Raw genomic sequence first — 19,237 nt, forward strand, 5'->3', positions numbered from 1 at the left:
CTTCCTTCGTTTCCGACTCTATCAGATCTTTCCGATCCGATTTCCTCGGTGCTTTCCGGTCCCTTTCGCTTTCGCTCCGGGCCCTTCCGGCGGTTTCGAGCTTATCAGATCTTTTCGATCCGATTTTCTCGGTGCTTTCCGGTCCCGGCTTTCCGACTTTCGTCTTCTTTCCGAGGCCTTCCGGCGCGTTCCGACTTTATCAGAGGTTCTGAGTCGGATTTCCCGCCTCCCGGTTCACCCTCCCGGCACACAGCGGTGCCCGGGTGGTTCCCTCTGGCGGAGCCGTAAACGTACTGGAGGGGGGCGCCCCGATGCAAATCGAGGCGCCCCCCTCCGCCGTACGAGACGGTCCGTCAGACCTCCACGACCACCGGGAGGATCATCGGGCGGCGGCGGTAGGTGTCGGAGACCCACTTGCCGACCGTGCGGCGGATCAGCTGCTGGAGCTGGTGCGGCTCGACCACGCCGTCCTGGGCGGACTTGTTCAGGGCCTGGTCGATCTTCGGGAGCACCGCGTCGAAGGCGGAGTCCTCGATGCCGGAGCCGCGGGCGTGGACGTGCGGGCCGCCCACGATCTTGCCGCTGGAGGCGTCCACGACCACGTAGACCGAGATGATGCCCTCCTCGCCGAGGATCCGGCGGTCCTTGAGGGAGGACTCGGTGACGTCGCCGACCGAGAGGCCGTCCACGTAGACGTAGCCGGCCTGGACCTTGCCGGTGATGCGGGCGCGACCGTCGACCAGGTCGACGACGACGCCGTCCTCGGCGATGACGATGTGGTCCTTGGGGATGCCCGTCATCGCGCCGAGCTCGGCGTTGGCGCGCAGGTGGCGCCATTCGCCGTGGACCGGCATGAGGTTCCGCGGCTTGCAGATGTTGTAGAAGTACAGCAGCTCGCCGGCCGAGGCGTGGCCCGAGACGTGGACCTTGGCGTTGCCCTTGTGGACGACGTTGGCGCCCCAGCGGGTCAGGCCGTTGATCACGCGGTAGACCGCGTTCTCGTTGCCCGGGATCAGGGACGAGGCCAGGATGACCGTGTCTCCGGGGACGATCCGGATCTGGTGGTCACGGTTGGCCATCCGGGACAGGGCGGCCATGGGCTCGCCCTGGGAGCCCGTGCAGACCAGCACGACCTCGTCGTCCGGGAGGTCGTCCAGCGTCTTCACGTCGACGACCAGACCGGCCGGGACCCGCAGATAGCCGAGGTCACGGGCGATGCCCATGTTGCGGACCATGGAGCGGCCGACGAAGGCGACCCGGCGGCCGTACTCGTGGGCGGCGTCCAGGATCTGCTGGATGCGGTGCACGTGGCTGGCGAAGCTGGCCACGATGATGCGCTTCTGGGCGTTGGCGAAGACGTTGCGCAGGACGTTGGAGATGTCGCGCTCGTGCGCCGTGAAGCCCGGGACCTCGGCGTTCGTCGAGTCCGTGAGCAGGAGGTCGATGCCCTCCTCGCTCAGGCGCGCGAAGGCGTGCAGGTCCGTGAGGCGGTTGTCCAGCGGCAGCTGGTCCATCTTGAAGTCGCCGGTGTGGACGACCATGCCCGCGGGGGTGCGGACGGCGACGGCCAGGGCGTCGGGGATGGAGTGGTTGACGGCGATGAACTCGCAGTCGAAGGGGCCGAACCGCTCGCGGTTCCCCTCGGCCACCTCAAGGGTGTAGGGGCGGATGCGGTGCTCCTGGAGCTTGGCCTCGATCAGGGCGAGGGTCAGCTTGGAGCCGATGAGCGGGATGTCCTGCTTCATGCGGAGCAGGTACGGCACGCCACCGATGTGGTCCTCGTGGCCGTGGGTCAGGACGATGCCCTCGATGTCGTCGAGGCGGTCCTGGATGGTGGTGAAGTCCGGCAGGATCAGGTCGACGCCGGGCTGCTCCTCCTCGGGGAAGAGGACGCCGCAGTCGACGATGAGAAGGCGGCCGTCGAACTCGAAGACCGTCATGTTCCGGCCGATCTCGCCGAGGCCACCGAGCGGGGTGACGCGCAGGCCGCCCTTGGGCAGCTTCGGCGGGGCGCCGAGTTCAGGATGCGGATGGCTCAAAAGTCTCTCCTCACCATGCGCGCCACGTACCGGCTCGGCACGTGGCGCGCATGACATTCGTGCACTTGCTGTCGTCATTCAGTTACGGATCTTCAGTTGTGAAGTCTGTTGTCAGAGCTGTACCCCGCCGGCGGCCAGATCGACCTTGAGCTGGGCGGTCTCCTCGGGGGAGAGCTCGACGAGGGGCAGGCGCAGGGGGCCGGCCGGGAGGCCCTGGAGGGCGAGGGCGGCCTTGGTGGTCATGACGCCCTGGGTGCGGAACATGCCGGTGAAGACCGGGAGCAGCCGCTGGTGGATCTCGGTGGCCTTCTGGACGTCGCCGGCCAGGTAGGCCTCGAGCATGGCGCGGAGCTCCGGGGCGACGACGTGGCCGACCACGGAGACGAAGCCGCAGGCGCCCACGGAGAGCAGCGGCAGGTTGAGCATGTCGTCGCCGGAGTACCAGGCGAGGCCGGAGCGGGCGATGGCCCAGCTGGCGCGGCCGAGGTCGCCCTTGGCGTCCTTGTTGGCGACGATCCGGGGGTGCTCGGCGAGCCGGACGATGGTCTCGGTGTCGATCGGGACGCCGCTGCGGCCGGGGATGTCGTAGAGCATCACCGGGAGCTCGGTGGCGTCGGCGATGGCCGAGAAGTGCCGGTACAGGCCCTCCTGCGGGGGCTTGTTGTAGTACGGCGTGACGGCGAGCAGGCCGTGCGCGCCGTCGCGCTCGGCGACGCGGGCGAGCTCGAGGCTGTGGTGGGTGTCGTTGGTTCCGATGCCGGCGACGACGTGTGCGCGGTCGCCGACCGCCTCCAGTACCGCCCGTACCAGCTGCGATTTCTCCGCGTCGGTGGTGGTGGGGGACTCGCCGGTGGTGCCGTTGACGATCAGGCCGTCGTTGCCCGCGTCGACGAGGTGGGAGGCGAGTCGCTGGGCACCGTCGAGGTCGAGTGCGCCGTCCGCCGTGAACGGCGTGACCATGGCGGTGAGGACCCGCCCGAAGGGGGTCTGCGGAGTGGAGATCGGAGCCATGGGTAACACGCTACTCGCTGCTCAGCGCCGGGTGCCCCCTCGGGGGACGTGATAAGGGGAGCCCGGCACTGCCTGCTCGGGGGTTCAAGCAGTGCCGGGTCCGTTTGATCAGCCTAGATGAACTTCGTGAAACGTCGCAATACGGACACTTCGTGCGTGAAGTTCGTACTTATGTGCATACGGCCCGTGCGCTACGGCGCCACACGGCCGTTCTTGTTGAAGGCCTCGTAGGTCAGCGGCATCAGCCGGGCCCAGTGGGCCTCCATCTTCTCGCCGACCATCTCGATCTCCCGCTGCGGGAAGGACGGCACCGCGGCGAGCTCGTGCTGGGTGCGCAGGCCGAGGAAGTGCATCAGCGAGCGGGCGTTGCAGGTGGCGTACATGGAGGAGAAAAGGCCGACCGGCAGGACCGAACGGGCGACCTCGCGGGCGACGCCGGCCGCCAGCATCTCCTGGTACGTGGCGTACGCCTGGCGGTACGAGTCCTCCATGGTCCGGCTGACCAGCTGATGCTGCTCCTCGGTGCCCTCGACGAAGACGTACTTGCCGGGGCGGCCCTGCTGGACCAGCTTGCGGGAGGCGTCCGGCACGTAGAAGACGGGCTGCAGCTCCCTGTAGCGGCCCGATTCCTCGTTGTACGACCAGCCCACCCGGTGCCGCATGAACTCGCGGAACACGAAGATCGGGGCGCTGATGAAGAAGGTCATCGAGTTGTGCTCGAAGGGGCTGCCGTGGCGGTCCCGCATCAGGAAGTTGATGAGGCCCTTGGAGCGCTCCGGGTCCTTCTGGAGCTCTTCGAGGGACTGCTCGCCCGCGGTGGACACGCGCGCCGCCCAGAGGACGTCGGAGTCGGTGGCGGCGCTCCGTACCAGGTCGACGGTGACGTCGCTCCGGATGTCGATCTTCGCGTCGTGCTCGGAGGGGGTGTCGGTCACCAGCGGTCCTTCCCGGCGGGGCTCATTGCAGTCGCCCACTCTAGCCAGGTCCTCCCGGAGGATGAGATTCGGCCGCTTTGATGAAAAAACGGCACCAAAGCGCCGGTTCGCTCGTCTGTACCTGTGACAGACACGCACACCACCGATTCGAGGAGAGTGGCCCTGATGTTCCGCCGGCGAGAGGCCGTACCGTTCGCGTTCGTCGCGGAGTCCGACCGCTTCCGCAGTAACGTCACTCCGCCTCCCCGGGAGCGTCTCAGGCCCTCCGAGGTCCTCGGCCGTACGCTGATCGGGCTGACCGTCGTCGCGGGGCTCGTCGGGTCGCTCGTGCTCGGCATGCCCTCCCTCCAGTCCGGGGACGCGGGGGGACGGCAGCAGTCCGAGGCTTCCCACGGGCGCTGAGGTAGCCTCACCGGGCACAGCCCACCGAACGTGCTTGTGAGTGAGGACCTGTCGTGCCCCTGCCCTTTCTGACGGCCGACCACGATTTCGAGGCGGACGACGACATCGCGCTGCCGTTCGACGACCACGACCAGTGGCGTCGCCCGTACCGGCCCGGGCCGTGGCGGGTGGGAATCGCCGCGCTCGCGCTGCTGCTCGCCTCGTTCGTGCTGCTGGCGGCCGTCATCGTCACCGTGGCCGGCGCGACCGGCGGGGCCCTGTTCACCTTCGGTGTCGCCGCGCTGGTCATCGGCGCCGCGCTGCGCGTGCTGCGCATGGGCGTGTGGGTGAGCCGGGCCGGTCTGCGGCACGTCTCGTTCTTCTCGACCCGGACCGTGCCGTGGGCCCAGGCCGCCGCCGTACGCACCACCCAGCAGCCGGTGCGCTGGCTGGGACTCCCCCGCACGGTCCAGGGCCAGGCCCTGGTGCTCGTACGGCGGGACGGTGAGCAGGCGCCGCTGCTCACCGACCACAACGCCGACTTCCTGTCCCGCGTCGAGGCCTTCGACCGCGCGGCGGACACGATCGAGGCCTGGAACGCGGAGTACGCCGGCGCGCACTGAGCGCGCCGGGCGCGTCAGTCCGCCGCGTACAGCGTCAGCGCGCCGCGTGCAGCGTGATCGCGCGCTGCATCGCCTTGCGGGCGCGCGGGGTGTCGCGGGCGTCGTGGTACGCCACCGCGAGGCGGAACCAGCAGCGCCAGTCGTCCGGCGAGTCCTCCGTCTCGGCCTTGCGCCGGGCGAAGACCTCGTCGGCCGAGTCGCGGTCGATCCGGCCGCCCTCGGTGCGCCTCAGCTCGTCGACGGGCAGTCCGCCCTCGGCCTCCAGCTCCGCGGCCAGGCGATTCGCCCGGCGCGCGAAGCTGGTGTTCTTCCACAGGAACCAGCCGCCGACCAGCGGCAGCAGGAACGCGACCGCGCCCATGCCCATGGCCGCAGGCTCGCCGGTCAGCAGGAGCAGGACCCCCTCCATCCCCACCACGCCGAAGACGAGGACGAGGACGGTGGAGAGGAAGACGTACGTGATCTTTCCGCCCATGACCGTCAGCCCAGGTCCAGGAAGTGCTCCAGGCCGAAGGTGAGGCCCGGGGTGGTCACGACACGGCGGGCGCCCAGAAGGATGCCCGGCATGAAGCTGGAGTGGTGCAGGGAGTCGTGCCGGACGGTGAGGGTCTCGCCCTCGCCGCCGAGCAGCACCTCCTGGTGGGCGAGCAGGCCCATGAGCCGTACCGCGTGCACCCGGACGCCGTCCACGTCCGCGCCGCGCGCCCCCTCCAGGGCGGTCGCCGTGGCGTCCGGCTGGGCGCCGAGGCCGGCCTCGGCGCGGGCGGCGGCGATCAGCTGGGCGGTGCGGGTGGCGGTGCCGGAGGGGGCGTCCACCTTGTGCGGGTGGTGCAGCTCGACGACCTCGACGGACTCGAAGTAGGGAGCCGCGATCTGCGCGAACTTCATGGTGAGGACCGCGCCGATGGAGAAGTTCGGGGCGATCAGGACGCCGGTCTCCGGGGACTGGGCGAGCCAGCCCTTGAGCTGCGCGAGGCGCTCCTCGGTCCAGCCGGTGGTCCCGACGACCGCGTGGATGCCGTGGCGCACGCAGAAGTCGAGGTTGCCCATGACCGAGGCCGGGGTGGTCAGCTCGACGGCGACCTGGGCCTCCGCCTCGACGAGCGTCTCCAGCTTGTCGCCGCGGCCGAGGGCCGCGACCAGTTCCATGTCCTCGGCGGCCTCGACGGCCTTGACCGCCTCGGAGCCGATCCGGCCCTGGGCTCCGAGGACCGCCACGCGCAGCTTGCTCATTGCTCTTCCTTACTCGTACTCGGGGGACTCGGGGGTCAGGAGACCGCTTCGTGGAGGCGGCTCGCCTGCTTGTCCTTCAGCGGGCCTATCACCGAGAGCGAGGGCCGCTGCTCCAGTACATCGCGGGCCACTTCCCGTACGTCGTCGGGGGTGACGGCCGCGATCCGGGCCAGCATGTCGTCGACCGACATCTGGGTGCCCCAGCACAGCTCGCTCTTGCCGATGCGGTTCATCAGCGCGCCGGTGTCCTCCAGGCCGAGGACGGTCGAGCCGGAGAGCTGACCGATGGCGCGGGCGATCTCGTCGTCGGTGAGTCCGTCCGAGGCGACCTTGTCGAGCTCGTCCCGGCAGATCCGCAGCACGTCGTGTATCTGGCTGGGCCGGCAGCCCGCGTACACGCCGAAGAGGCCGCAGTCGGCGAATCCGGAGGTGTACGAGTACACGCTGTAGGCGAGGCCGCGCTTCTCCCGGACCTCCTGGAAGAGGCGGGAGGACATGCCGCCGCCGAGGGCCGTGTTCAGCACGCCGAGGGCCCAGCGGCGCTCGTCGGTGCGGGCCAGGCCCGGCATGCCGAGGACCACGTGGGCCTGCTCGGTCTTGCGGCCGAGCAGCTCGACCCGGCCCGCGGTGCGGATGGTGCGCTTCCCGTCGCGCGGGGCGACCGGGCGGGCGTCCGGACGGCCGAGGGCGCCGGCCTTCTCGAAGGCGCGGCGGACCTGCCGTACCACCGTGGCGTGGTCGACGTTGCCGGCGGCGGCGACGACCAGGTGGGTGGGGTCGTAGTGCTTCTTGTAGAAGCGGGCGACCTGGTCCCGGGTGAGCGCGTTGATGGTGTCGACGGTGCCGAGGACCGGGCGGCCCAGCGGGGTGTCGCCGAACATCGTCTGCGCGAACAGGTCGTGCACCACGTCGCCGGGGTCGTCCTCGGTCATCGCGATCTCCTCGAGGATGACGCCGCGTTCGGCGTCCACGTCGGAGTCGAGGATGAGCGAGCCCGTGAGCATGTCGCAGACGACGTCGATCGCCAGCGGCAGGTCGGTGTCGAGGACCCGGGCGTAGTAGCAGGTGTACTCCTTCGCCGTGAAGGCGTTCATCTCGCCGCCGACCGCGTCGAGCGCGGCGGAGATGTCGAGGGCGGACCGCTTGTGGGTGCCCTTGAAGAGGAGGTGCTCCAGGTAGTGGGTGGCGCCGTTGAGGGCCGGGGTCTCGTCCCGGGAGCCGACGTGCGCCCAGATGCCGAAGGTGGCGGAGCGCACCGAGGGCAGGGTCTCGGTGACGATGCGGAGGCCGCCGGGAAGGGTGGTGCGACGGACCGTGCCGATGCCGTCCTTGCCCGGGAGAAGCGTTTGGGTACGGGCGACGGCCCGCCCCTCGGAAGAGGGGCGGGCCGTCGTCGCGGAACTGCGGGACGTCACTGGTCGGTGTCGTCCTTCGCCTCGTCCTCGCCCTCGATCACGGGGATCAGGGAGAGCTTGCCGCGCTGGTCGATCTCGGCGATCTCGACCTGGACCTTCGAGCCGATCGCGAGCACGTCCTCGACGTTCTCCACGCGCTTGCCGCCGGCGAGCTTGCGGATCTGCGAGATGTGCAGCAGGCCGTCCTTGCCCGGGAGCAGGGAGACGAAGGCACCGAAGGTGGTGGTCTTGACGACCGTGCCCAGGTACCGCTCGCCGACCTCCGGCATGGTCGGGTTGGCGATGCCGTTGATCGTGGCGCGCGCGGCCTCGGCGGCCGGGCCGTCGGCGGCACCGATGTAGATGGTGCCGTCGTCCTCGATCGTGATCTCGGCGCCGGTGTCCTCCTGGATCTGGTTGATCATCTTGCCCTTGGGGCCGATGACCTCGCCGATCTTGTCCACGGGGATCTTGACGGTGATGATCCGCGGGGCGTTGGGGGACATCTCGTCCGGGGTGTCGATCGCTTCCATCATCACGTCGAGGATGTGGAGGCGGGCGTCGCGGGCCTGCTTGAGGGCCGCGGCCAGGACGGAGGCCGGGATGCCGTCCAGCTTGGTGTCGAGCTGGAGGGCGGTGACGAACTCCTTGGTGCCGGCGACCTTGAAGTCCATGTCGCCGAAGGCGTCCTCCGCACCGAGGATGTCGGTGAGGGCGACGTAGTGCGTCTCGCCGTTGATCTCCTGGGAGATCAGACCCATGGCGATACCGGCGACGGGGGCCTTGAGGGGCACACCGGCGTTCAGCAGCGACATGGTGGAGGCGCAGACCGAGCCCATGGACGTCGAGCCGTTGGAGCCGAGGGCCTCGGACACCTGGCGGATCGCGTACGGGAACTCCTCGCGGCTCGGCAGGACCGGCACGATCGCGCGCTCGGCGAGCGCGCCGTGGCCGATCTCGCGGCGCTTCGGCGAACCGACGCGGCCGGTCTCACCGACGGAGTACGGCGGGAAGTTGTAGTTGTGCATGTAGCGCTTGCGGGTCACCGGGGAGAGGGTGTCCAGCTGCTGCTCCATGCGGAGCATGTTGAGGGTGGTGATGCCCAGGATCTGGGTCTCGCCACGCTCGAACAGGGCGGAGCCGTGCACGCGCGGGATCGCCTCGACCTCGGCGGCCAGCGTACGGATGTCCGTGACGCCGCGGCCGTCGATGCGGACCTTGTCCTTGATGACGCGCTCGCGCACCAGGGCCTTGGTCAGGCTGCGGTAGGCGGCGGAGATCTCCTTCTCGCGGCCCTCGAAGGCCGGGAGGAGCTTCTCGGCGGCGATCTCCTTGACGCGGTCCAGCTCGGCCTCGCGGTCCTGCTTGCCCGCGATGGTCAGCGCCTGGGAGAGCTCGCCCTTGACGGCGGCCGCGAGGGCCTCGTACACGTCGTCCTGGTAGTCCAGGAAGACCGGGAACTCGCCCTCGGGCTTGGCGGCCTTGGCGGCCAGGTCCGACTGGGCCTTGCAGAGGACCTTGATGAACGGCTTCGCGGCCTCGAGACCGGCGGCGACGACCTCCTCGGTCGGCGCCTCGGCGCCGCCCTTGACGAGGGCGATGGTCTTCTCGGTGGCCTCGGCCTCGACCATCATGATCGCGACGTCGCCGTCCTCCAGGACGCGGCCCGCGACGACCATGTCGAAGACGGCGTCCTCGAGCTCGGTGTGCGTCGGGAAGGCGACCCACTGGCCCTTGATCAGCGCGACGCGGACGCCGCCGATCGGGCCGGAGAAGGGCAGGCCGGCCAGCTGGGTAGACGCGGACGCGGCGTTGATCGCGACGACGTCGTACAGGTGGTCCGGGTTCAGCGCCATGACGGTGGCGACGACCTGGATCTCGTTGCGCAGGCCCTTCTTGAAGGACGGGCGCAGCGGGCGGTCGATCAGGCGACAGGTGAGGATCGCGTCCTCGGAGGGGCGGCCCTCCCGGCGGAAGAAGGAGCCGGGGATCTTGCCGGCGGCGTACATCCGCTCCTCGACGTCCACCGTGAGGGGGAAGAAGTCGAGCTGGTCCTTGGGCTTCTTCGACGCGGTGGTCGCGGAGAGGACCATCGTGTCGTCGTCCAGGTAGGCGACGGCGGAGCCGGCGGCCTGGCGGGCCAGACGGCCCGTCTCGAAGCGGATGGTGCGGGTGCCGAAGGAGCCGTTGTCGATGACGGCCTCGGCGTAGTGGGTCTCGTTCTCCACTAGCGGTTTCTCCTACGTTTCGTCTTTGCGCCCGCGGGCCCGTGTGGCCAGGGGCGGTGCGGGAGAAGCGCTGTCGTGGCGGGCCGGTCTTCGATCGAAGCTCCCGGGGCCGATGCCCGGGGGCCACTACCGAGGACCGGCGGCGTGCCGGCTGCTTCTCGCGCGTGGATGTGGCGTTGTGTGACCAGACTAATTGCCGGTGGGTACATCGCGCACGTACAGCAAAGGGAGCGGCCCCCTGAAAGTGGGAACCGCTCCCTTCACGGCGTCTTACTTGGCGCCGCCGGCCGCACCGCGGCGGATGCCGAGGCGGTCGACCAGCGTACGGAAGCGCTGGATGTCCTTCTTGGCCAGGTACTGCAGCAGACGGCGGCGCTGACCGACCAGGATGAGCAGACCACGACGGGAGTGGTGGTCGTGCTTGTGGGTCTTGAGGTGCTCGGTCAGGTCCGAGATGCGGCGGGACAGCATGGCGACCTGGACCTCGGGGGAGCCGGTGTCGCCCTCCTTGGTGCCGAACTCGGCCATGATCTGCTTCTTGACGGCGGCGTCGAGAGCCACGCGGATCTCCTCTGGTTCGTGCGCCCACGAGTGCCCCTGGTCTAGGTCTCAGGGGAAGCTTCCATGACTCGGGAGCGAAGGTCCGATGAGCGCTGCTCCCCGATGCTCGAGGCTTCCGGGAGCGCGTACACAAACGGCCGTCACACAGCGTACCAGCTCGGCCGAGGCGACCTGGAGCGGGTTCCGGGAGTCCCGGGGCCGACCCGTTCGGCCGGACTGGGCCGGACGGGTCGGCGGGCGGGGCGGACGGGTCAGCGGGCGGGGCGGGCGGTCGGCGGGTCGGCGGGTCGGCGGTTCCGCTGACCGGCCGGCCGGCCGGCCGGTCAGCCGGTCAGCGAGCGGGCCCGCATGAAGACGTCGAGGACGGCGAGGCACAGCGGGACCAGGGAGAGCAGGACGAAGCCCTCCGTGAGGTCGAGCAGCCGGCCCCAGAAGGGCGAGAGGCCCTTCCTCGGGATGATCAGGCCGATCGCGGTGACCAGGGCGGCGCCCGCGGCGACGGCCGCGCTCAGCCAGATCGTACGGATGTCCAGGCCGCCCCGGTCCCCGTACATGAGGAGGTCCTTCACGAGGTCGACCGGCGGGTTCAGGGAGAGGCCGAGGACCAGCAGGGCGATGGCGGCGAGGCCGGCCACCAGGACGCAGGCGACCTGCGAGGTGTAGCGGAAGAGCCGGGCGCGCAGCAGCATCGCGAGGCCCGCGGCGAGGGCCAGGAGCTGGCCCCAGGTGTTGCCGGCGAAGCCGAGCACCGCGCAGGAGCCGACGACGACGGCCGCGCAGCCGCCGACCAGGCCGAGCAGCATCTCGTGGCCGCGGCGGGCCTGCAGGGCGATGCGCTCGCCGTCGACGGGCTGCGCCTCGGCGTGGGCGGCCTGGTGCGGGTCGGCGAGGAACTCGTCGTCGGCGGCGCTGCGCGGGGAGGCGTAGCCGATGGGCAGCCGGGCGAAGCGGGCCGAGAGGCCGGGCAGGAAGGCGACCAGGCCGATGGCGACGGGCACGCACACGGCGGCGGTGCCGGTGGCCGTGGCCTCGGTCAGGATCGCGACGAAGGTGGCGAGGGTGCCGACGGTGGCCAGGAAGGTCGCGGCGACGAACGGGGCGTCGCCGCTCGGGGTGAGGGCGACGAGCGCGACGGCGGCGACCAGGACGGTGACGCAGCCCAGCAGGAACTGGAGCCGGCCCGGGCCCTGCCCCGCGTCGGGCGCGACGATGCCGGAGCCGGCGATGAGCAGCAGCGGAAGCGCGCCCAGGCCGAGGGCGACGGCGGTGGCGCGGTCGCCGTACACGCGGGCGCGGACACCGGCGAAGGCGGTGAGCAGCACGCCCGCGGCGCCGGCGATGACGCCCGGCAGGCTGTGCATGTCGTGGCGGACCGGGTCGGCGAACCAGAGCACGAAGCCCATGAGGACGAGCAGCAGCACGCCGCCGACGAGGCCGGCGCCGCGCAGCAGTTCGTCGCTCCACAGGTGCCGGTCGCGGGTGACGGCGGAGGCGACGGCGTCGGACACGTCGTCGAAGACGGCGGGCGGCAGGGACTGCGCGAAGGGCCGCAGCGAGAGCACCTCGCCGTCGAGGACCTGCTGGGCGGCGAGGCTGCGCGCGCCGTCGAGGACGGTGCCGTCGCGGCGGACGAGGTGGTAGCCGGTGGGGGCGCCGGCCGGCTGGGTCTGTCCGGTCAGCCGGAGGATCTCCGGGTAGACGTCGGCGACGGCGATGTCCTCGGGGAGTGCGACGTCGATGCGGCTGTCCGGCGCCACGACGGTGACGCGGCAGAAGCCGGTCGTTGCGGTCGTACTCACGTGTCTGGACCCCCTGATTCGCGGTTGCGCACGGTGCGGCGACACCCTACCGGGGAGTGGTGACGGTGGTGGCAAGTAGGATCGCCGTCTTGTGGGGGAGTCCGCTTTGAACACAGCCGACGGGGGCGCCGGAGCGGAAGGTTCCCGCACCAGCCCGCTCGTAACGAGGGATTGATGCGCCGGTGAGCCAGATCGTCGTCAAACGCCCGCCGAGGTCCCTTCCTCCGGAAGTACCCAGCGAGGAACTGGTCCTGGAGTCTCCGCCCGAACTGCCGCGGGGGCAGCAGGAGTCCGCGTTGATGCAGCTCCTGCCGATGCTCGGCATGGGTTCGTCCGTGGTGTTCTTCTTCATGACGCCGTCTCCGATCATGCGCATCATGGGCACGCTGATGCTGGCGTCGACGGTCGGCATGGCCATCGCCCAGTTCGTCAGATTCCGTCGCGGGTCGCAGGGGCAAATGGCCGATGTGCGGCGGGACTACCTCAAATACCTCGCGCAGACCCGGCGTACGGTGCGGCGCACGGCGCGCAAGCAGCGGGACGCTCAGCTGTATCTGCACCCGGCGCCCGAGCAGTTGTGGTCGGTGGTCGCCGAGGGTTCGCGGCTGTGGGAGCGCCGGGTGGGCGACCACGACTTCGCGCAGGCGCGGATCGGCCTGGGCGCCCAGCAGTTGGCGACTCCGCTGGTGGCGCCGGACACGGCGCCGGTGGACGAGCTGGAGCCGCTGTGCGCGGGCGCCATGCAGCAGTTCCTGGCGGTGCACGGCACGTTGGACGGACTGCCGATGGCGGTCTCGCTGCGGGCGTTCTACCACGTGACGGTGTCGGGCGACCCGGAGGCGGCGCAGTCGGCCGCGCGCGGTCTGGTGGCGCAGCTGGTGACGCTGCACTCCCCCGACGACCTGATGCTGGCCGTGGTCGCGGCCCGGGGCGCGCAGGAGCGCTGGGACTGGACCAAGTGGCTGCCGCACAGCCAGGTGCAGGGGACCGTCGACGGGGCCGGCACGAAGCGTCTGTTCGGCGACGACCTGGGCGAGCTGGAGCAGCTCATCCGCAACCGGCTCGACGGCCGGCCGCGGTTCAGCCGGGACAACCAGCCGGTCCTGGACCAGCCGCACGTCGTGGTGATCCTGGACGGCGGGATGGTGCCGCCGGACTCGCTGTTCGCGGCGGCCGAGGGGCTGCAGGGCGTGACCATCGTCGAGGTGGTCTCCGGCGAGCTGGACGAGCCGCGCGGCGGTCTGTCCGTGGTCGTGCGGCCGGGGCGGCTGCGCCTGGAGTCGGGCGGCGGTTTCGCGTACGAGGGCGTGCCGGACGTCATGTCGCTGCCGGCGGCGGAGGCGCTGGCCCGGCAGCTGGCGCCGCTGCGGATGGGCGGCGGGGACGACGACGAACCGCTGCTCGCCAACCTGGACTTCACGGATCTGCTGAACCTGGGCGACGCCGCCTCGGTGGACGTGGCCCGCACCTGGCGGCCGCGGTCGGTGGCGGAGCGGCTGCGCGTGCCGATCGGTGTCGGCGAGGACGGCTCGCCGGTCATGCTGGACCTGAAGGAGGCCGCGCAGGAGGGCATGGGCCCGCACGGTCTGTGCGTGGGCGCGACCGGCTCCGGAAAGTCGGAGCTGCTGCGCACGCTGGTGCTCGGTCTGGCCGTCACGCACTCCTCGGAGACGCTGAACTTCGTCCTCGCGGACTTCAAGGGCGGTGCCACGTTCGCGGGCATGTCGCAGATGCCGCACGTGGCCGCCGTCATCACCAACCTGGCGGACGACCTGACGCTGGTCGACCGCATGGGCGACGCGATCCGCGGTGAGCTGCAGCGGCGCCAGGAGCTGCTGCGTTCCGCGGGCAACTACGCCAACATCCACGACTACGAGAAGGCGCGGGCGGCCGGTGCTCCCCTGGAGCCGCTGGCCTCGCTGGTCCTCGTCATCGACGAGTTCAGCGAGCTGCTGACGGCCAAGCCCGACTTCATCGACATGTTCATCCAGATCGGCCGCATCGGCCGCTCGCTGGGTGTGCATCTGCTGCTCGCCTCGCAGCGCCTGGAGGAGGGCAAGCTGCGCGGCCTGGACACGTACCTGTCGTACCGGATCGGTCTGCGGACCTTCTCGGCGGCCGAGTCGCGCACGGCGATCGGCGTGCCGGACGCGTACCACCTGCCGTCGGTGCCGGGTTCGGGCTATCTGAAGTTCGGCACGGACGAGATGACCCGCTTCAAGGCGGCGTACGTCTCGGGCACGTACCGGACCGGTGGTCCGCGCCTGGAGGCGGGGAACCTGCAGATCGAGCGGCGGCCCGCGGTGTTCACGGCCTCGCCGGTGCCGGTGGTGTACGCCGCGCCGGACCCGGCGTACCTGACGGCGCAGCGCGGCGAGGAGGACGACGCGCTCGCGGACACCGTCCTCGACGTGATCGTGCGGCGGCTGGAGGGTCAGGGCGTGCCGGCCCATCAGGTGTGGCTGCCGCCGCTCGACCAGGCGCCGTCGCTCGACCAGCTGCTGCCGGGGCTGGCGCAGACCGCGGACCGGGGGCTCACGGCGACCGAGTACACCCGCCCGGGCGGGCTCACGGTGCCGCTCGGCCTCATCGACAAGCCCTTCGAGCAGCGGCGCGAGGTGCTGTACCGGGACTTCTCGGGGGCGGCGGGCCACATGATGGTGGTCGGCGGTCCGCAGTCGGGCAAGTCGACGCTGATGCGCACGCTGATCTCGTCGTTCGCGCTCACCCACACGCCGGCCGAGGTGCAGTTCTACTGCCTGGACTTCGGTGGCGGCGGCATGTCGTCGCTGGCCGAGCTGCCGCATGTCGGCGGGGTCGCGTCCCGGCTGGACCCGGAGCGGGTGCGGCGCACGGTCGCCGAGGTGCTCGGCGTGCTCAACCGGCGCGAGGAGTTCTTCCGTTCGCACAACATCGACTCCATGACCACCTACCGGCGCAAGCGGGCGGCGGGTGAACTGGCGGGCGAGGCCTGGGGCGACGTGTTCCTGGTCATCGACGGCTGGGGCGGTTTCCGCAACGAGTACGAGGGGCTCGAGTCCACGGTCGCCGACCTGGCGGCGCGCGGTCTCGGTTACGGCATCCACGTGGTGATCACCGCGGCCCGTTACATGGAGGTGCGGGCGGCGCTCAAGGACCAGATGCTGGGCCGGCTGGAGCTGCGGCTCGGTGACGTCATGGACTCCGAGTTCGACCGCAAGGTCGCGGCGAACGTGCCGACGGGCGTGCCCGGGCGGGGTCAGGTGCCGGAGAAGCTGCACTTCATGGGGGCGCTGCCGCGGATCGACGGCTCGAGTTCGGCGCAGGACCTGGCGACGGGCACGGCGGCCTTCGTGGAGGCCGTTCGCGGTGCCTGGCAGGGTCCCCCGGCGCCGGCGGTCCGGCTGCTGCCGCACAAGCTGGCCGCCGACCAGCTGCCGAAGGGCTTCGAGTTCCCGCAGCACGGCATCGCGATCGGCATCGACGAGACGCGTCTGGAGCCGGTGTTCGTCAACTTCGACACCGATCCGTTCTTCCTCATCTTCGGTGAGAGCGAGTCGGGCAAGACGAACCTGCTGCGGCTGATCGCCAAGCAGATCGGCGAGCGGTACTCCCCCGACGAGGCGAAGCTGGTCGTCGGCGACTACCGCCGCGCGCTGCTCGGCAGCCTGCCGGAGGAGCACCTGCTGGAGTACGCGCCGATGGCGAGCTCCATGCAGATGCACATGGAGGCGCTGTCCGGAGTGTTCTCGCGGCGCCAGCCGCCGCAGGACGTGACGCCGCAGCAGCTGCGGGACCGCAGCTGGTGGTCGGGCCCGCAGGTCTTCATCATCGTCGACGACTACGACCTGGTGGCGACGAGCGGCGGCAACCCGCTGGCGCCGCTCGCGGAGTTCCTGCCCTTCGCCCGTGACACGGGCGTGCGCTTCATCATCGCGCGCAACAGCGCGGGCGCCTCGCGTTCCATGTACGAGACGTTCATGCAGCGCATCAAGGAGCTGGGCGCGCAGGGCGTGGTCCTGTCCGGCGACCCGCAGGAGGGCGACCTGCTCGGCAACGTTCGGCCGCGGCCGATGCCGCCGGGCCGGGGCTACTTCGTCTCGCGACGGGGGGCGGCTTCGCTGGTGCAGACGGGGCGTTTGCCGGAGAGGTGAGGTCCATCCCTTCCTGGGGGCCCGCGGCAGGGTTGCGGTTCCGGTTTCGACACCGGACCGTGACCCTGCCGTTGGCCATGGTTGGACGTGAGCACTTCAGAACTGCAAACATCGCCGTAACTCAGCGAAGGGGGAACCCGTGTCGTTCGACGACGAGTGGGCTCAGGACAAGGACAACGCGAGGACGCCGCGGACGCAGGCGTCGGACATGCGGCTGAACCAGCTGCCCGCGGACCCCGGCGGCGGCTCCGGCAGCCCGGACCTCGCGACGTCGCCCGCCAGGAAGAAGGCCGCCGCCAACACCATCGAGACCCAGATCCAGCCGAACCTGAAGTCGGCCGCGGACGCGGCGGACGAGGGCACCGACGGCGCGGTGACGGAGTTCAAGGGCTGGGACACGTCCGCCGGCCTGAAGAAGGCCCACGAGCACTGGGACAGCCAGGTGAAGCGGCTGAACGCGCGCCTCGAATCGGAGAAGAGCGCGCTGCGGAACACGTCGACGCTGTTCCAGAACAACGACCTGACGACGGGATACAGCTTCGCGCCGACGCAGTCCAAGGTCTCGGGAATCTAGGGGGAATCGCGGTGCCGACGTACCAGGAGATCGTGCAGACCGACCTCGGCAAGCTGAGCACCGCCGCCGACGGCTGGAAGAGCATGGCGGAGAAGCTGAAGAAGGTCGAGGACCTCTACGAGAAGGAGGTCCAGAGCGTCGCCACCAAGAACCCGCTGTGGATGGGCCAGGCCCAGCAGTTCAGCGCGCAGAACTTCGGGATCACGCGCAACGAGCTCGACGCGGCCCAGAAGGAAGCGCTCGCCATGGAGTCGCTGCTCCGGGACGCCCACGGCACGTTCACCGAGCTCAAGGGGCGGGTGAAGGCGGCGGTCGACGAGGCGGTCGCGGCCGGCATGAAGGTCTCCGAGTCCGGCAGCGCGAGCTACGACTTCAGCAAGGTCAGCGCCCAGGAGGCGAACGCCATCCGCCATGACCCGGATCTGCGGGAGGTGGAGATGTCGTACACCCGCAAGATCAACGACGCGGTCAAGGCGGTCACGGAGTTCGATGCGGACGTCAAGGTCGCTCTGCTCAACGCCTCCGGCGCCGACGGCACGGCCATGTTCGGCTTCAACTCGAAGCCGGTCGACGACGTCGAGGCCGTCGAGGCGCTCGCCCTGTCGGAGAAGGTCCGCGAGGGCAAGGCGTCGAAGGCGGAGCTGGAGCACTACCGCGACCTGCTGAAGCAGAACTCCGACGACAAGCACTTCAGCGAGGCGTACCTGAACGGCCTCGGCGCCAAGGACACGCTGACGATCGCCGACAGGATGAACCTGGCCGCGAACGAGCGGGGCATTCCGGCCGACCAGAAGAAGCTCTACGAGTCGATCCAGGCCGGCCTGGCGGACACGATCGCCTCCGGCACGAAGGACCCGAACAGCTACGCGTACCGGCCGTTCGTGGACGGGCTGAAGGAGCTCGGTGGCAAGGTCGTCACAGACGAGACCGGCCCCTTCGGCGACAACGTCCCGACACAGGGGTACCAGGTCCTCGTCACCCTCATGAACCAGGGGAACCCGGACGGCTACGGCAAGGAGTTCCTCAACGAGCTCGGTCACGACATGATCGAGATCGAGAAGAAGGAACCAGACCACTGGCAGCACTTCAGGGACGTCCTGCGTCCCAACATCGCTGCCGACCCGCTGGACGGGCTGCTCGACATCATGAGCAAGGACCCGGGGGATGCCGAGTACTTCCTCGACCCCAAGGCTCCGGGGAACGAGAACGGTCACCTGAAGTTCCTCCTCACAGAGCGGGAGTGGCCGAAGGAGGGGCTGAACAACCTCTATGGAACTCCCCAGTTCATGGACGACCCCTTGAAGGCCACGGGCCTCGGGAATGCCATTCAGGCAGCGGCGACGGGGCACGAGCCCGGCGAGAAGCTCGGCCCGGTCGCCCTGCACACCGAGGGCCAGGCGCGGGTCATGCACAACGCGATCAAATTCCTCGACGATGACCAAGGCGGCGCCGAGTTCCCCGAAGACCTGGCCAACCTCCGGCAACCCATGGCAAGGGCCTTGGCGGACTACGTCGCCGATACGCACCTCACCCTCACAGGGGAAGAGTCGGCGTACGGGGAGGTCGACGGCAAGGACGACATCACCACTCGGGAGGGAAAGGGTGACACCTCGAACATTGCCGTGGGTCAGGGAAGCCTCGTTCGCGTGATGCGTGGCATCGCCGAAGACGGTCCCTCGTATGCTCTCCTCTACGAGGCGGAACGCTCCTATTCCGCCCACCTGCTTGGCGAGGCCCCGGGATTCCATGGTGATCCCACCCATTCTGACAGCGCGGACTGGAACCACCGGTCACGTCAAATCGGAATGGCGATGGGCGCACTCAACGAAATCGGCGCCGATGTCTACATGGACAGGGCGGATGACAAGGTGAAGTGGGCCGAGGGAACCTCCGAGCACACGGCAGCGGCGGCCAACGGAATGATCGGAGAGATCCCGGTGGTCGGCACCGCGGGAGGTTCGATCATCGATTCCGTCAAGTACGAATGGGTGAAGGACGTCACCGACCTCGCAGAAGAACAGCGGGACAAGCAAGTCAGCAGCAACTTCGCCTCCGGCAAGCAAGGCATGACCAAGATCTTCAACCAATGGCAGGAGCAGAATCACCTGGACTCCGGGCCGTTCCATGCCGCACGGGATTCTGCCTACAACGGTCACACCAGCGGCATCAACGAGGCCAGGCGCCATCTGGGATGAATACCTTGAATCGCCGCTCTCGGCTCCTGCTCGCAGCCATTTCCGCGGTCGTCATGACCTCCTGCACTTCCAAGCCTGCGGCCCCTCCTGAAAACAGGCTCTGCAAAATCTCGGCGAGTTCTGTCGAGGAA

The 19,237-nt window shown here is 69.7% G+C and carries 14 protein-coding genes; 5 read left to right on the forward strand and 9 right to left on the reverse strand.

The window, feature by feature from the left end:
- Positions 1-353: 353 nt before the first annotated feature.
- The 3 genes from ACIGXE_RS21490 to thyX all read right to left on the reverse strand — a co-directional run bounded on the left by ACIGXE_RS21490 (position 354) and on the right by thyX (position 3,985).
- Positions 354-2,039: a ribonuclease J gene (locus ACIGXE_RS21490; RefSeq protein WP_399749690.1), complete on the reverse strand. Its 1,686-nt coding sequence runs from the start codon at positions 2,037-2,039 to the stop codon at positions 354-356.
- A gap of 111 nt (positions 2,040-2,150) precedes the next feature.
- Positions 2,151-3,050, reverse strand: coding sequence for a 4-hydroxy-tetrahydrodipicolinate synthase (gene dapA / locus ACIGXE_RS21495; RefSeq protein WP_399749692.1), 900 nt, complete (start codon positions 3,048-3,050; stop codon positions 2,151-2,153).
- 191 nt (positions 3,051-3,241) lie between these two features.
- Positions 3,242-3,985 carry an FAD-dependent thymidylate synthase gene (thyX, locus tag ACIGXE_RS21500; RefSeq protein ID WP_399749694.1) on the reverse strand — a complete coding sequence of 248 codons (744 nt, stop codon included), beginning with the start codon at positions 3,983-3,985 and terminating at the stop codon, positions 3,242-3,244.
- Positions 3,986-4,150: 165 nt separating this feature from the next.
- On the opposite strand from thyX, the gene ACIGXE_RS21505 reads away from it, so the two are divergent.
- Positions 4,151-4,387, forward strand: a complete 237-nt coding sequence (locus ACIGXE_RS21505; protein ID WP_399749696.1) for a hypothetical protein — start codon at positions 4,151-4,153, stop codon at positions 4,385-4,387.
- A gap of 53 nt (positions 4,388-4,440) precedes the next feature.
- Positions 4,441-4,989, forward strand: a complete 549-nt coding sequence (locus ACIGXE_RS21510) for a PH domain-containing protein (protein WP_399749698.1) — start codon at positions 4,441-4,443, stop codon at positions 4,987-4,989.
- Positions 4,990-5,023: 34 nt separating this feature from the next.
- Here ACIGXE_RS21510 and ACIGXE_RS21515 read toward each other — a convergent pair whose 3' ends face one another.
- The 6 genes from ACIGXE_RS21515 to eccD form a co-directional block, all read right to left on the reverse strand.
- The gene (locus ACIGXE_RS21515) at positions 5,024-5,464 is read right to left on the reverse strand and encodes a hypothetical protein (protein WP_399749700.1); all 441 of its coding nucleotides are present in this window, start codon (positions 5,462-5,464) and stop codon (positions 5,024-5,026) included.
- Positions 5,465-5,469: 5 nt separating this feature from the next.
- Positions 5,470-6,222: a 4-hydroxy-tetrahydrodipicolinate reductase gene (gene dapB / locus ACIGXE_RS21520; protein WP_399749702.1), complete on the reverse strand. Its 753-nt coding sequence runs from the start codon at positions 6,220-6,222 to the stop codon at positions 5,470-5,472.
- 35 nt (positions 6,223-6,257) lie between these two features.
- Positions 6,258-7,637 (reverse strand): M16 family metallopeptidase, encoded by a 1,380-nt coding sequence (locus ACIGXE_RS21525; protein ID WP_399749705.1) that lies wholly within the window; start codon positions 7,635-7,637, stop codon positions 6,258-6,260.
- On the reverse strand, positions 7,634-9,844 hold the full coding sequence (locus ACIGXE_RS21530) for a polyribonucleotide nucleotidyltransferase (protein WP_399749707.1): 2,211 nt from the start codon (positions 9,842-9,844) through the stop codon (positions 7,634-7,636). Before ACIGXE_RS21530 ends, ACIGXE_RS21525 begins: the two co-directional genes overlap by 4 nt.
- Before the next feature lie 270 nt (positions 9,845-10,114).
- A complete protein-coding gene (rpsO, locus tag ACIGXE_RS21535) occupies positions 10,115-10,405 on the reverse strand; it encodes a 30S ribosomal protein S15 (protein WP_128976159.1) in 291 nt (96 codons plus the stop codon).
- Positions 10,406-10,728: 323 nt separating this feature from the next.
- A complete protein-coding gene (gene eccD / locus ACIGXE_RS21540) occupies positions 10,729-12,204 on the reverse strand; it encodes a type VII secretion integral membrane protein EccD (protein WP_399749709.1) in 1,476 nt (491 codons plus the stop codon).
- A 182-nt stretch (positions 12,205-12,386) separates the two neighbouring features.
- On the opposite strand from eccD, the gene eccCa reads away from it, so the two are divergent.
- The 3 genes from eccCa (at position 12,387) to ACIGXE_RS21555 (ending at position 19,106) form a co-directional block, all read left to right on the forward strand.
- Positions 12,387-16,337 carry a type VII secretion protein EccCa gene (eccCa, locus tag ACIGXE_RS21545; RefSeq protein ID WP_399749711.1) on the forward strand — a complete coding sequence of 1,317 codons (3,951 nt, stop codon included), beginning with the start codon at positions 12,387-12,389 and terminating at the stop codon, positions 16,335-16,337.
- 139 nt (positions 16,338-16,476) lie between these two features.
- Positions 16,477-16,911 carry a hypothetical protein gene (locus ACIGXE_RS21550; RefSeq protein WP_399749713.1) on the forward strand — a complete coding sequence of 145 codons (435 nt, stop codon included), beginning with the start codon at positions 16,477-16,479 and terminating at the stop codon, positions 16,909-16,911.
- Positions 16,912-16,943: 32 nt separating this feature from the next.
- On the forward strand, positions 16,944-19,106 hold the full coding sequence (locus tag ACIGXE_RS21555; RefSeq protein WP_399749715.1) for a hypothetical protein: 2,163 nt from the start codon (positions 16,944-16,946) through the stop codon (positions 19,104-19,106).
- The last annotated feature ends 131 nt before the right edge of the window (positions 19,107-19,237 follow it).

Origin of the sequence: Streptomyces sp. NPDC053431, assembly GCF_044544925.1 — a bacterium.
Lineage (GTDB): Bacteria > Actinomycetota > Actinomycetes > Streptomycetales > Streptomycetaceae > Streptomyces.